The 13,669-nt window shown below is 59.6% G+C and carries 15 protein-coding genes; 3 read left to right on the plus strand and 12 right to left on the minus strand.

The features are described from left to right. Positions 1 to 211: 211 nt before the first annotated feature. From NW840_RS06390 to ebsA, 6 genes are all read right to left on the minus strand, one after another. On the minus strand, positions 212 to 751 hold the full coding sequence (locus NW840_RS06390; RefSeq protein ID WP_414331790.1) for a hypothetical protein: 540 nt from the start codon (positions 749 to 751) through the stop codon (positions 212 to 214). Between the two features lie 53 nt (positions 752 to 804). Next, complete coding sequence (locus tag NW840_RS06395) at positions 805 to 3,159, minus strand: DNA polymerase III subunit gamma/tau (protein WP_414343176.1); 2,355 nt, start codon at positions 3,157 to 3,159, stop codon at positions 805 to 807. 122 nt (positions 3,160 to 3,281) lie between these two features. Next, the gene (locus NW840_RS06400; protein WP_414343177.1) at positions 3,282 to 3,773 is read right to left on the minus strand and encodes a hypothetical protein; all 492 of its coding nucleotides are present in this window, start codon (positions 3,771 to 3,773) and stop codon (positions 3,282 to 3,284) included. 56 nt (positions 3,774 to 3,829) lie between these two features. Further along, positions 3,830 to 4,546 (minus strand): dephospho-CoA kinase, encoded by a 717-nt coding sequence (coaE, locus tag NW840_RS06405; RefSeq protein WP_414343178.1) that lies wholly within the window; start codon positions 4,544 to 4,546, stop codon positions 3,830 to 3,832. A 74-nt stretch (positions 4,547 to 4,620) separates the two neighbouring features. Next, entirely contained in the window at positions 4,621 to 6,315 is a 1,695-nt protein-coding gene (gene cimA, locus NW840_RS06410) for a citramalate synthase (protein ID WP_414343179.1), read from the minus strand. Then, positions 6,305 to 6,676, minus strand: a complete 372-nt coding sequence (gene ebsA, locus NW840_RS06415; RefSeq protein ID WP_414343182.1) for a type IV pilus biogenesis protein EbsA — start codon at positions 6,674 to 6,676, stop codon at positions 6,305 to 6,307. The genes cimA and ebsA overlap by 11 nt, the downstream gene beginning before the upstream one ends. 467 nt (positions 6,677 to 7,143) lie before the next feature. Here ebsA and larE point away from each other — a divergent pair, with 467 nt between their 5' ends. The 3 genes from larE to NW840_RS06430 all read left to right on the plus strand — a co-directional run bounded on the left by larE (position 7,144) and on the right by NW840_RS06430 (position 10,512). Further along, complete coding sequence (larE, locus tag NW840_RS06420; RefSeq protein ID WP_414343184.1) at positions 7,144 to 8,064, plus strand: ATP-dependent sacrificial sulfur transferase LarE; 921 nt, start codon at positions 7,144 to 7,146, stop codon at positions 8,062 to 8,064. Between the two features lie 52 nt (positions 8,065 to 8,116). After that, positions 8,117 to 9,949: a DUF3769 domain-containing protein gene (locus tag NW840_RS06425; protein WP_414343187.1), complete on the plus strand. Its 1,833-nt coding sequence runs from the start codon at positions 8,117 to 8,119 to the stop codon at positions 9,947 to 9,949. Positions 9,950 to 10,230: 281 nt separating this feature from the next. Then, positions 10,231 to 10,512: a DUF1830 domain-containing protein gene (locus NW840_RS06430; RefSeq protein WP_414343190.1), complete on the plus strand. Its 282-nt coding sequence runs from the start codon at positions 10,231 to 10,233 to the stop codon at positions 10,510 to 10,512. Positions 10,513 to 10,536: 24 nt separating this feature from the next. On the opposite strand, the gene NW840_RS06435 is transcribed toward NW840_RS06430, so the two are convergent. The 6 genes from NW840_RS06435 to NW840_RS06460 form a co-directional block, all read right to left on the minus strand. Next, complete coding sequence (locus NW840_RS06435; protein WP_414343192.1) at positions 10,537 to 10,932, minus strand: hypothetical protein; 396 nt, start codon at positions 10,930 to 10,932, stop codon at positions 10,537 to 10,539. A 31-nt stretch (positions 10,933 to 10,963) separates the two neighbouring features. After that, the gene (locus NW840_RS06440; RefSeq protein ID WP_414343195.1) at positions 10,964 to 11,689 is read right to left on the minus strand and encodes a hypothetical protein; all 726 of its coding nucleotides are present in this window, start codon (positions 11,687 to 11,689) and stop codon (positions 10,964 to 10,966) included. Positions 11,690 to 11,730: 41 nt separating this feature from the next. Further along, positions 11,731 to 12,300, minus strand: coding sequence for a DUF3110 domain-containing protein (locus tag NW840_RS06445; protein WP_414343197.1), 570 nt, complete (start codon positions 12,298 to 12,300; stop codon positions 11,731 to 11,733). An 89-nt stretch (positions 12,301 to 12,389) separates the two neighbouring features. After that, the gene (locus tag NW840_RS06450) at positions 12,390 to 12,641 is read right to left on the minus strand and encodes a hypothetical protein (protein ID WP_414330072.1); all 252 of its coding nucleotides are present in this window, start codon (positions 12,639 to 12,641) and stop codon (positions 12,390 to 12,392) included. A gap of 247 nt (positions 12,642 to 12,888) precedes the next feature. Then, positions 12,889 to 13,233: an ArsR/SmtB family transcription factor gene (locus tag NW840_RS06455; protein WP_414330075.1), complete on the minus strand. Its 345-nt coding sequence runs from the start codon at positions 13,231 to 13,233 to the stop codon at positions 12,889 to 12,891. Between the two features lie 93 nt (positions 13,234 to 13,326). Then, the gene (locus NW840_RS06460; RefSeq protein ID WP_414330078.1) at positions 13,327 to 13,530 is read right to left on the minus strand and encodes a hypothetical protein; all 204 of its coding nucleotides are present in this window, start codon (positions 13,528 to 13,530) and stop codon (positions 13,327 to 13,329) included. Between the last annotated feature and the right edge of the window lie 139 nt (positions 13,531 to 13,669).

Raw genomic sequence — 13,669 nt, forward strand, 5'->3', positions numbered from 1 at the left:
CAAACAGAATGCTATCGCTGCATAGTTGAACAGTGATGTTCAGCAGTGTTCAGCGTAAATGTATCAGCTCATTTCCAACCTGCTCCAAATTTCCATCCTGCTGCTCCGCAACGCTTGCGCAGAAGGGCGTGGGCGGGATCTGGACTGCAACCGCCCGCTGGAGCTGGGATCCCTGTCGGGATGGCTAGACCCGGAACCGTCTGTGGTTGCGCTAGGTTCCCACCGGACTTGCCCAGACCCAGATGGCGACCATCCCATCCCAGAGCAACAGAAGCAGAGCAAAACATCCTAGGAGCCCGTACATCCAAGGCTGAACGTAGGGGCGCAGCCCGCCAATCTCCAGTTGAGCGTGCCGTCGAATCTCAGCCAACAGCTGCTTGAACCTGGTCACCCGCATCGGCAAAAGTACGCGATCCCCCCCTCGGCTGACCAAGTAATACACCATACCACCCTGGCTGGTGGAGCGGGGCTCAATGCGCTCGATATCGGCCCACCGGATCTGCCACTCCTGCCGCACAAAAGGCGGCACCCAACTGGGGTAGGTGGCCTGCATGCCCTCTTCGTCCAACTGAATCTGCTGGCTCAGGGATCCCAGGACTACCCCCCATCCCAGCAGCAGAGCAATCCAAAGGGATCCCAGCTCAAGAGGTGTTGCCTGTTGCCGAGCCAGCAGGATGGGTAGGGGCAGAACCAGTCCCCAGTACAGAGCCTGCACAGCGCAGCGAATTAAGGGAGAGATGGGGAAGGTCATCGTCGGCAAGATGAGGCTGGCTTTATCAAACTTAAGATAGCGCTAGATAGCGCTTAAAAAGGCACCTCCTCCTCCAAGGACTCCGTCCCGCTGAGGCGAACGGCAAGCTGAGAAGACTGCTCACGCCGGTAGGACGGATTCCTTACTGCATTGGGAAAGTCTACGGGATGAGGACTCCGCCCCGCTGACGCGGACGGCTCTGCTCCTGTTGGCGAGCCGTAGGTCTCACCGGAGAGCAGGTCAGGGGATCCCTCGGCTTCTATAGCCTCTATTGAGGAGAGCTCTTCCGTGGATCCCGTCACGTCAGACTCCAACACCCCTTCCAAATCCACCAAGCTGCCGTTGAAGTGGTCGGCAAAACGGCGGGCAATCTCCGCCAGCTCCTGGGTTAGCTCGAAGGACTGCCCACCGTGCAGGGTGTCGCGGCGCTCTGCACGACTTGGAGAATCGGTCGCGACAGCGGTGCGGAGCACTTTGTTCGCACCGGCAGGAAAAAGTCCTTGGGTTGCCAAGCCGGCCACCTTGGGGCCACCCATAGGATTGTCCCGCTCAGGCTCTGGCGAAGGTGGGCTGGAGTCAGAAGGGGAATGTTGCTGTCGCCGGGCAAGGCCGTGGCTCTGCGGTTCTGCTCTGGGCTCCCTTGAGGAAGCACGACTGTTGGTGCTATCGCTCTGCAACCCCGGCGTGGTGACAGGATCCGGGGCCACGGGGGCGGGGGGCAGGTCTGTTTCTCGGCTGAGCAGTGCCGAGGACTCCGCACCGCTGACGCGAATGGAAACATGCGGCCCGCTGGAGCGCTGCACAATCAAGTTGAGCTGCACAGGGCGCTGCAGCAGGTTGTGGAGCACCGACCGCAGTTCGGCTTCTTTGCTGCGCACTTTTTCCACCAGACCCTTGCTGGGAAAGGCGAGGGTAATTGCTTCAGGAGTCTCTTGGTGCAGGTGGCCGGATCCCATCAGAGCCTTGGTGAGGGGAGAGAGGCGCTTGAGGAACTCGTCCCAGTGGGGGCGCAGCAGCTTGACTGTGGCGGCGTCCCTTGCCGGTTCTCTGGGCTGCTCCGAGGACTCCGTCCGAGTAGCGCGATCTGCCTTCTGGCTCGACGCAACAGCAGGGGAGGCTGAAGGCCCAACAGTTAATTCATCTATCTCACCAACAGTTGATGGGCTTGATGGGCTGATGGTCGCAGCAGGGGCCGGAGGGGCTGTCCCGTCCGGGGGAGTTCTCTGGGGTGCAGGAGATAGGTCAAGGGCTGGGGAAGGACTCTGTCCTGCTGACGCGAACGGTTCTTTATCCTCAGCCACCATGCTTGGGCGCAGCTGGCCCAGCAGATCCACTAGGGCAATTTCCAACCACAGTTGGGGCTGTCCGCTTTGACGAATTTGCGGCTCACACTGGCGCAGATGGCTCTGGGCTGCCAGCAGTACCTCCACCGAGTAGCGAGGGGCCCGTTGCTGCAGGGCTGCCCAGGTGGAGTCCGTTACAGCCACCAACTCCCGTTGCTGGGGGGCTGTCTTGACCAGCAGCAGATCCCGGTAAAGGGCCACCAAGTTCTGCAACAGGGCTAAGGGCTCTTTGCCCCGCTCCAACAATTGCCGAGTTTGGCTGAGCACCGCCTGCACATCCTGAGCCAGCAGCGCATCCATCAGAGCCAAAAGCTGCTGTTCCGGGATCCCGCCCACCAAGTCCCAAACCGCCTCCGGGGTGATGGATCCTTCCAAGAGGCTGAGCTGGTCCAGCAGGCGTTCGGCGTCCCTCAGGCCCCCTTGGGAAAGTTGGGCCACCAGTTGCAGCGCCTCCGGCGTGATAGGGATCCCTTCTTGGGCGGCGATCTTGCCCAGGTGGGCCACCATGTCGTCGAGGGGGATGCGGCGGAAGTCAAACCGCTGACAGCGGGAAACAATGGTGGGCAAAACCCGCTGCGGGTCAGTGGTGGCCAGGACAAATACCACGCGGGGGGGCGGCTCTTCAAGAGTTTTCAGCAAGGCGTTGAAGGCCGCATTGCTGAGCATGTGGCACTCGTCGATGACATAGACTTTGTAGCGGCTGTTCACCGGGGCAAACTGGGCCCGCTCGATCAGCTCGCGGATGTTGTCTACGCCGGTGTTGCTGGCCGCGTCAATCTCGAGAACATCCAGGGAGGCTCCCGCAGTGATGGCGCGGCATTGGCTGCACGCCTGGCAGGGATCCGGCGTCGGCCCCTGTTCACAATTCAAAGACTTGGCCAAGATGCGGGCGCTGGAGGTTTTTCCCGTGCCCCGCGGCCCGCAGAACAAATAGGCAGGCGCCACCCGCCCCAGCCGGATGGCATTGGCCAGCGTTTGCACCACCGCTCCTTGGCCGACCACATCGGCAAAGCGCTGCGGGCGGTATTTTAAATGCAGGGGTTCATAGTTGCCAGCGGTGGCCATTTCCGGGATCTCCAAGCAAGCAGCGCCCCAACCGGAACCGCGCAAGAGCTCTGCTCTGCTGACGCGATCCCACCGGGGCTCTCCTATTCTGGCTCCTCGATGAAGGGATCCCTCCCTGCCCATCAAGAGCAGGGCTGGACACCAGGGGGGGAGACCGGCAGAGCTTTTGTGCTCCGCTCCGCTGAGGACTTGGGATCCCGGCGACGCAGAGAGGGAAGCTGGGGCAGTTGCACTCTCCAGCCGGGCGAGTCAAGCTGATCCATGTGCTGCACGCGGTAGCTGAGCTGGTACAACTCCTTCCTAAGCTGGCGATTCTCGGCCTGGATGGCGGCGATGCGCTCGCGAATGGGCTGAAGGCGGGCCTGCAGCTTGCGCCGGTAGAGCTCCGGCAACTCCTGGATCATCTGCTCCAGCAACTGCTTCTCTTGGTAAAGCTGCTCGATCTCCGCCTCATAGCTGCGAATTTGCCGGTGTTGCTTTTCTTGGCGCAGCTCCAGAAGGTCTATCTGGCCCTGCAAGATGCGATTGCGCTCTCGCAAAAGCTGGATTTCCCGCTCCCGCGCGGCCAGAGCTTGAGCAAACTCCGTCTCGCCAACGCAGCCTGCTTCCTGCATCGTTTCTCCCTCAACCCACCCGTACATGGATACCAAGGGATCCGTCCCACCAGACCCTACCCGTCACTGTATCCGGCCCGCGGGGGTGAGGCAAATGGCCTCTGGCCCGCCGACGCCAAAGCTTGCTTCACCTGGGCTTCCAGCTCAGCCAGGGATCCGGAGTTGTCCAGCACCACGTCTGCACGGCGCACTTTTTCCGCCAAAGGCCACTGGCTGGCAATGCGAGCTTCGATTTCTTCCGGCGTCAGGGGATCCCGGCGGGCAAGGCGTTGCCGCTGCTGCTCTGGAGTGCAAGTCACCACCCAAATCTCGCTGGCCCAATTTTCCATGTGGGCTTCAAACAGCAACGGGATCATCAGACAAACGGTTTGAGATCCCTGGGCAGAGGAAAACCCTGGCCCGCTGTTCTTTTGGGAACCAGGCCCTTCCTCAAGCGGCACCCCATGGACTTTAGAGCTCTGCTCCGCCAACGCGGACAGAAAATCTTGCAGTTGAGCTTTAACAAAAGGGTGGATTTGGGCCTCTAGCCAAGCCCGCTCAGCGGCATCTGCAAACACGATCTGGCCCAACCGCCGGCGATCCAGATCCCCGGAGGGTGTTTGGATGGCCTTCCCATAGCGTTCCAGTACCCGCTCGCGAATGGGGGATCCCACCGCCAAGGCCTGGCGGGCCATTTGATCTGCATCGGCTACTGGGATCCCGTGCTGCTCCAGGATGCGGGCCACCGTGGATTTGCCCGTGCCCACTCCGCCTGTCAGGCCGATGATTCGCATAGCTGTCGTGGTTACGGTTTAGCTTGCTGGGGTAGAGGGGCGCTGCCAGGGTAAAGCCAGTTGAAGGTTTTTCTTCAAGGGGAGGCCGTTTTTGCAGCCAGCGGAGAAGAACGGTGCTCTGCCGCAGCCGGCAAAGGGGAGCTGGGCGGCAGCAGGCTATACTCAAAGCCCTCCACCAAAGCCCGACAGGAGGCCTCGATGATGTTGGTGGAAACCCCCACCGTTGTCCAACGGCGGTGACCGTCGCTAAACTCCACCAGCACGCGCGTTTTGGCCGAGGTGCCGGCTCGCCCATCCAAAATGCGCACCTTGTAATCAGACAGGTGAATCGCCTCCAGTTGGGGATAGAACTCCAGCAGCGCTTTGCGTAGCGCCCCATCCAGAGCAGCCACCGGCCCATTGCCTTCCGCCGCTGTCACTCGAGTTTGCCCCTGCACCGCTATCTTCACCGCCGCCAAAGATTGCACATCCGTTGCTTCGCCACTGGGATCCCGGTCTTTGCTGTTCCAATCGGAGCGGGTGGTGGTCGTCACGTTGAAGCTGAGCACCTCAAAAGGATGGGAGCGTTGTCCCAGCAAGCCCCGCACCAACAGCTCAAAGCTGGCCTCAGCAGCCTCAAACTGATAGCCCTGCAGCTCCAGGGTTTTCAGCCGCTCCAAAATCAAGCGCACCTGCGGATCCGACTTCTCCAGCCGGATCCCGAATCCGGCCATTTTGTGGAGGATGTTGCTCAGCCCCGCCTGTTCCGAGACCACAATGCGGCGACAGTTGCCCACTTGCTCCGGGGCGATGTGCTCGTAGGTGAGAGGGTTTTTCTGAACGGCGCTGACGTGGATCCCGCCCTTGTGGGCAAAGGCCGATAGGCCCACAAACGGCGCATGGTCATCCGGGGCCAAATTGACCACCTCGCTGATGGAGCGGGAGATCTCCGTCAGGTGTTGCAGCTTCTCTTGCGGCAGACAGCGATAGCCCAGCTTCAGTTGCAAGTTGGGAATGACGCTGCACAGGTCGGCATTGCCGCAGCGTTCCCCATAGCCGTTGATGGTGCCCTGCACCATGCGCGCCCCCGCCTGCACCGCCGCCAGGGCATTGGCCACAGCAGTGCCGGAGTCGTTGTGGGTGTGGATCCCTAGGGGCAAGTGCTGCAGGTGATGGGATTCTGCCAAGACAGCTGCCGTGATCGCCGCAATCTCGTGGGGCAGGGATCCGCCATTGGTATCGCAGAGAACCAGCCACTCCGCCCCCGCCGCCGCCGCTGCCGCTAGGGTTTGCAGGGCATAGTCGGGGTTGTGGCGGTAGGCGTCGAACCAGTGCTCGGCATCGTAGATGACCCGCCGCCCCTGGGATCGCAGATAGGCAATGGTGTCGCGGATCATGGCCAGGTTTTCCTGCAGCGTGGTGCCCAGGCCCTCGGTGACGTGGAGATCCCAAGACTTGCCGAAGACGGTTATATAGCGGGTGCCCGCCGCCAAAATGGCCTGCAGCATGGGATCGTCTGCCGCCCGCCGCCCCGGCTTGCGGGTAGAACAAAAAGCCACCAGCTCGGCTTGCTCTAGGGGCTCTTCCCGCATCTGCCAGAAAAACTGCACATCCTTGGGATTGGCTCCTGGCCAGCCCCCTTCAATAAACGGGATCCCCAGCCGATCCAGCAGCTTGGCAATCTGTAACTTGTCTTGCACCGACAGCGATAGCCCCTCTCGCTGGGCCCCATCCCGCAGTGTGGTGTCGTAGAGAGTGATGGTGGCTGAGCAACCCAGATCAATCTTCATATCGCATCAGTTTCTTGTAAAAGGCGGTGGAGAAATCCGGCTGTTGTCCGCGCTGCACCAAAGAGACGACATCAATCAGATAATCCACAAACTCGTAGTTGGCGATGGAGAGCTGATAGGTGAGATCTGCATCCTGAGCAAAGATGACCTGAACCACCGTCAGATCCGAAGGCAACGGGGACGTATGCCAACTGGCCAAGAAGCGGACAGGCTCTTCCCCCTCGATGGCCCTCTGCCCTTCCAGGCTGGCTTTTTTGTAGAGGCCCACCGCAAGGGCTAGGTACTGTCGGCGGGCAACAGCGTAATAGGGCTGATAGACGGCCACTTCTGGCGGGCTGGCAGGTTCAAGTTGCAAAGCCATGGTGCGCTAGGAGAGGGGTACCGCTTTTTCTAAGTTTCATGAAGTTCTGCAAGATAGGTGGGATCCCCATAGCCAAGAGAGATCTCTGCATTGGCTGTAGCAAGTGTCGCCGGAAAAAGCTGTGAGGTCAATTGTGGCAGAGAACCCAGAAAAAATTATAAGGGGCCACTGCAGCCCATTTCATTCAGCGTATCGCGAAGCGGTGCGGTTCCCGGTAGGGTGCCGGAGGCATAGCACCATCGCGACAGCAGGTCAGCGGACTACGGATAGATTGCCCAATTGTCTACTTTTCCTTGAGGGATCCCGCATCCCAAGCTGGAGGGAAGCGTTGGAAAGTCGGGGATCTCTGGGAAAGAATAGAAAGAGGGGGGATCCCTGCCCCTGATAGCAACCGGCTTTTCTCCTGCCGGCGGTGGCGAGACGGTGCCCTTGCTTGGTTCTCCAAACGTTTGGCATCTCCTGGCTTCATGAACACAACCCAAGACCCAACCGCTTCTCGTCTCGACCTTCTCCCCCCGGGAGAGGGAGGAACAACGGCCAACCCCCTGCTGGAGTGGGATCCCGTCCTGCAGCGCAAGTTCCAGCAGCTTGTCCAGATCTTCGCCGAGATGGAGCAGGTCTTGGTGGCCTACTCTGGGGGGGTTGATAGCAGCCTGGTGGCCAAGTTGGCCTGCGATCAGCTGGGGGAGCGGGCCCTGGCTGTCACCGCTGCTTCTCCTTCGCTGCTGCCGGAAGATTTGGAGGAGGCAATTCAGCAGGCTCGGCAAATCGGGATCCGCCATCAGATCGTCGAAACCCACGAGCTGGAGGATCCGAGCTACGCTGCCAACCCTGTTAACCGGTGTTACTTCTGCAAAAGCCACTTGCACGATACCTTGCGCCTGTTGGCCCAAGCCCAGGGATATAACCATGTGGTGGATGGCCTCAATGCCGACGATCTTGCCGATTACCGACCGGGGACACAGGCAGCTCGGGAGCGCGGCGTGCGTTCCCCTTTGGCGGAGGTGGGGATGAGCAAGCTGGAGGTGCGGCAATTGTCTCGCCACCTGGGGCTGTCTTGGTGGGATAAACCGGCCCAGCCCTGTCTCAGCTCCCGCTTTCCGTATGGAGAGGCGATCACCGCCGAGAAGCTACGTCGGGTGGGAGCGGCAGAGCGCTATTTGCGCAGCTTGGGTTGGCGGCAGGTCAGGGTGCGCTCCGAAAAGGACACCGCCCGCATCGAACTTCCTCCGGATCAGATCGTGGAGTTTGTGCAGAAAACCAATCTGGAAGCGCTGGTCAAGGCCCTGCAATCCTTCGGCTATCTCTATGTCAGTCTCGATTTGGAGGGCTACCGCAGCGGCAAGCTCAACCGAGTCCTCAACCTTTCCCAGTTGGCCACAAGCTAGCGGGCTGGGGAAGCCGTAGGGGATCTGTGTTGAAGTTTTGCGCCGGGTGATTATGAGGGGGTTGCGGTTGCTCTGGCTCTGCTTGGGGGTGCTGGGGTTGGCAGTTGCCGGCCCTACTGCGGCTCAGGTGGAGTCCCAGAAGAAGGGGGGCGCTCAGCCCATGGATACGACTGACCTCAGCGCCGTTGCCGACCGAACGTTACGGCTGCGTTCTGATCGGCAAACCTTCGACCAACGGGCGGAAGTTTTCCAGGCGGAAGGCAATGTGGAGATGCGGCTGGGCCGCTCTGTGTTGCGGGCGGATCGCCTGCGCATTGAGCTGCGACAGCGGCGGGCTGTGGCCGAGGGCAATGTTTCTATTCAACTGGATCGGCAGCGCATTCAGGGATCCCGGCTGGAGTACGACTTTGAGCAAGAGCGGGGATTTTTGGAAGAGGCCTTCGGGCAGGTGGATATTGGCCAGTTGCAGGCCAGTGGATCCCCGGCAGCCGCCCTCTCTCCGCAGCGGCTGGTGCGCTTTCGTGCCGTTCGCATCCGCTTCGATGCCACCACCTGGGAAGGAGAACAGGTGCGGCTGACCAACGACCCGCTGGATCCGCCGGAGTTGGAGATTCGTAGCCCACGGGTGACCTCCACTCTTCAGGCAGATGGTTCCAGCCTGCTGATTGCCGAGGCGGGGCAATTGGTTTTCGACCAGGTCTTGTTTCTGCCCCTGCCCATTCGGCTGCGCTTCGACTCGTTGAACCGTCAGCCTCCGGTCAGCATCTTCTACGACGATTTCGACCGAGAAGAATTGCGACGGGGCCTGATCCTGCAACCCAACTTCGAGCTGCTGCGGGATCCCAATGTGAGCTTGGTGCTCTCCCCGCAACTGTATCCGCAGCGCCTTTGGGGCAGTGAGCAGGGCCTTTTGGATGGGATCGGGCTGCGGGCCGATTTGCGTTGGCGGCAACCGGAGGCGAATGCCCAAACCTCCCTGTTTGCCGAGCTGCGGGGGATCGTCTTCCAGGAGTTTGCTCAGCGCTTGCGAGCCCAGGTCGAACACCGCATCACCACCGGCGATGGTGGAGAAGTCGCCTACACCTACGCCTATCGGGAACGCTTCTTCAGCGGTCGCCTGGGGTTTCAAATTGTGGAAAACCGCCTCGGTGCCAGCTACCGCTCCCCCACCCTGCGCCTAGGGAATACCGGCTTGGATCTCAGCTACCGCATAGCCGCCGACTACATCGATGCCTTGGGGCAGCCGGATGAAATCGACACGGATCCGGAGTTGGCCTTAGCCAACACCACCGACCGCATTCAGCTCTCCCGCCTGCAACTGGGAGCAACCTTGAATCGCTCCTTTCCCCTCTGGAGCCCTCCCAAGACGGCGGCGGATCCCCCACCCCGCTTTTCCGCTCTGCCCATCGAGCAAGGGATCTGGCTCAGCACCGGTGTGAGCAGCAGCCAGTCTTTTTACTCCAATGGCCGAGCCCAGAGCTATACTGCCGGCAGTATTGGTATCGATGCGGTGATTGGGGCTTTTGTGGCCGATACCTTCGACTACACCAACCTGAGGGTGACCTACTCCAACGGTTTTTTGGCCGGAGCCTCGCCATTTTTGTTTGACCGCATCACCACGCGGGAACAGCTCGTCCTGGGCTTTTTGCAACAACTGTACGGCCCGCTGCGGGTGGGGGCAGAGACAACGGTAGATTTGCAGTCGGGCCAGCAGGTGGATGTCGTCTATCGCCTGGGCTATGACCGCCGCACCTATGGCTTTAGCCTGCAGTACAATCCGGTGCGCCAGTCGGGGGCTCTGGAGCTGCGGGTGGAGGGCCTGAACTGGGATCCCGGCCAATCCTCGCCGCAGCCGACGACGGGATCGAGGATCCAAGAGCCTTGATCCCCAAACTCCAAGGCAGCTTAAAAGTGTAGTCTTGACTACTACTCTGCGGAGATTTTCTATGAGAAATTGTCCCATATTGGGGAAAAATCCTAATTCAAATCTTCCTCGAATTGCAGAACCCTCTTGGAAATCGAAACAGTAAGGTAAAATACAGAAGTTATTTTTTCCAGGATTGATTTCTGCCAGTTGGGATCGCCGTATCGCAGACTACCGCAGTGATCCCCAGACGGTGTTAGGGTAGATGGTAGGCTGAGCAACGTGGGCTGGTAATCTGAATTATGCAAACACTCGATGCAATCCCCGATAAAAAACGAGCAGAGCGAATAACCTGTAGCTACATCAATGCGACCAGCTCCATTCAGGTGGTTCGCATCACGAATATCGAAAACTGGTACTTTGAGCGGGTGGTCTTTCCAGGCCAGCGGCTGCTCTTTGAAGCGGTGCCTGGAGCCAAGCTAGAGATTCACACGGGCATGATGGCCAGCTCCATTCTGGCAGACACCATCCCCTGTGAAAAGCTGCGCGTTCGAGAAACGGAGCCGGCGACCGTAGGCGCCTAAATCCCCAGAGGCCAGCGGTGCGGACTAAGTTTCCCGGCCTTGTTGCCTTCTCTCCTCACTCTCTGGGCTGGGGGAAGGCTGAGGTGAGGGGCTGGCGGAGCGGCGGGGCTTGGGAGGTAGTGGGATATCCAGGAAGCGGGCGCTCAACCTCACTGGGCTGGTTTCTTGCCGCTGGGGAGGCCAAGGGATCCCCAACCAACGGGCTGTGAGCTCCAGCAAGCTGGGGGGTGGTGTCGGCGTAGGAGTTGGCGTGGGTGGTGGGGTGGGGTACAGATCTAGGCGCGGTGGCCGTGGGGTGCTGACCCGAAAAGCATCGGGGGGCGGTTGGGTCAGAGGTACATTCGGATCCCCGCATCCCAGCAAGCCCAGTCCGCCGGCAAGCAACAGGCCGTACAATTTTCGAGTGCCTCTACTGCCCATGAGTACGCTGCTGGACACCTCCAACAGGGTATCATCGGGATCCCAAGGCTCTGAGCTGGGCTTGCAAATCTTCCTCCAGCACAGATAGCTGGCGAGCCAAGGTCACGTAGCGGTTGGCGGTCAGGTTTTTGGCGGTAAACTGCTCCAGCAGTTGCTGATCCCGGGCAACCATTTGGTTGAGATACTGAGCCACAGAGGCTTGTGGATCCTCGACTAAAGCTCGGCACACCTGTAGGGCCATCACCAGTTGGGCCCGCACCTGCAAAAACAGCGACTGGATGTACTTTTGCTCAGCCTCACTGAGTTGCCGAAAATCCCGCCAATGCTGCCCCCCCTGCAGGGATTGCCGAAGCTCGTTGACCCAGTGGTTGTAGTCTTTTACTTTGCGGGCCAGATCGGTGGCAAACTTCATCACCTCGGGGGTGCTGTTGAGCAGATGGGCTTCCTGCCAACGCTGGCGGATGCGATGCAGGCTTTTTCCCAAGCGCAAGTTGGCTCTCAGGATCCCCAACAGGAGCAGCAGTAGGATCCCGGCAGCTGCGGCATAGGGCACCCAAGAGCCGGGATCCCGCATCCCCAAGAAGATGACCAAGGCTATTGCTATCAAACCAAAGGCCAGCATGCCCCAGGAGCGTAGCCGCTGTTGCTGCAGACGCAGGTACTCCGCCCGCAAATCAAAGGCCTCGCAGCAAGCGTCCAGATCGGCGGCCATGAGCTGGCGAAACTCGTCCACAGAGATCGGTTCCACACTAATCATCGAGGGCACCCTTAACGCAAGTGGATCGAGGCCAAACGGCATCAAGACCTGCCCTGCCAATCACGGGCAGCTTCCGTGCTTTCTTGTAGGGGCTCCAGCGTTTCGCTGGCCGGAACCACCATCAACCCATACCCTCCGCTGCGGCAAAAATCGACGATCTCCTGCGTGTCAAAGCGTTCTGCCACGGGCTTGGGCAGTCCCTGTTGAGCCAACCGCTGCGCATATTTTCTTGCCGCAAACGAGCTCTCGAAAGCAATGACGATATCTTGACCCCCAACCTGGCGCGTGCAGATTCCCTCCTGCCCATTGGCTTGGTAAAGCAGCACAATCACCTGGGGGGGCAAGTCCTCTGGGCTGACCCAAGACAAACCCTTCTCAGCCTGGGATCCCCCGCTAAGCAATACATCCCGCGCCTCATTCAGCCGCGCCAGTTGCGCCTCTAGCAAGGGTCTTTGTCGCTCGTCCTCCAGTTCTGCGAGGGCAGTACTGAGGGTTTGGTATTCCTGAAACAGTCGCCCCCGGATCTGCCGCTCGGTTGCATCGGGCGGAAGGTTGAGAATCTGAAGGGCTTCGGCGGTGTTCATCATGGGCTCTGATTTATTCAAAATCATTGCCTAGACTAGCTGCTTTGAGAGTCTCTGGAGAGAAATTCTCCTATGATCGTGGCTGCCCGCTTTCTCGGCCAGAAGAGAGGGTGGACTCACCGTTCGCGCCAGCGGGCCGGAGGCCTTGTGCGGCGATGATGACTTCCATCTTGGGGCTGCTCAGCAGGGGAATTGACCTGGGGTTGGTCAGATAAAGAGGGAAGGGGGAAGCCCAACTCAAAAGCCTCTCGTGCCAGCAAAGCCAGCAGAGATGGATTCAACTGGGCGCGTTTCACCCGCTCCTTGAGGCGATTCCACAGGTGTGCTCGGTGGATGCGTTCCAACTCTTCTCGCTGTTCACGTATCATGTTGTTCCCACCTCTCTTGTATCAATCCTAACTAAGCAACAGGGGAGCTGGTGTCAGGGAACTTTGATGGATTTTAGGAGATGGGATCCTCATTTTCTCCGAGTTGACCCGCCGGGATCCCTGGGGTTGCCAGCAGGGAACACCATTCACATCTGTAATTTCTTGTGTTGCAGCAAGCCCGTCTTCGGAATGTACAAGGGCGGGATCCGACAGTTTTTCTAGGGACATTTTGGGATCCCTGCTCGCCTTAGAGGTCTTCCACACAGGGAACTGCGGCCTTGACAGGGCCAGCTTGCCCCAATCTATCCAAAAAATGCTGCAGGAGCTGAAAACCGGGTGGGTTGAGGCTGTAGTAAATCCAGCGCCCCTGCTGGCGAGCATTGACCAATTTCGCATCCCGCAGGGTTTTTAGGTGAAACGAGAGCTTGGATTGGCTCACCTTCAGCTCCTCGCAGAGATCACAAACACACAACTCACGCCCCTGCAGCAGTTGCAGCACGCGCAGGCGAATCGGGTCAGAGAGGGCGTGGAATCCCTCCCGCACCTGCTCATCTGTCAAATTCCCCTCTACCTCAACCAGGAACGAAACCATCATTCAACCAGGGTAGCAGGAGTTTTGCGCTGCGGCTGCTGATGGATTCGATGGCAGGGGAAAGGCGCGACAATCAACCAGTTTGGCAGCATCTCACTCGAAGGCAAGCAAATACAGACCTTCCGGTTCAGAAGGGATCAGTTGATACGGATTCTTCTGATTGGCCTGTTCACAGAGATTGGCAAAAGACTGCAAACCTTCCAAGCGTTCCGTGAGTTCGCTGAGGGTATCGAGGTACTCCGCCAAGCCCGCTTGAGTCAGGTACCAAGATTTGTCCAGCTCTCGGAAATAGGTCATGTAAACTACCCGACCCTGACTGCTTCGCAGTACAGGGCAGGCTTAAGGCCTCCGGCCCGCTGGCGCGAACGGTAGCCCTGTAGTTGGCAAGCCAACCACGTTCGCGAAGCGAGCCGTAGGCTTGACCTCTAGGCTGGTT

Source organism: Synechococcus sp. R5-13, assembly GCF_047462015.1.
GTDB lineage: Bacteria > Cyanobacteriota > Cyanobacteriia > Thermostichales > Thermostichaceae > Thermostichus.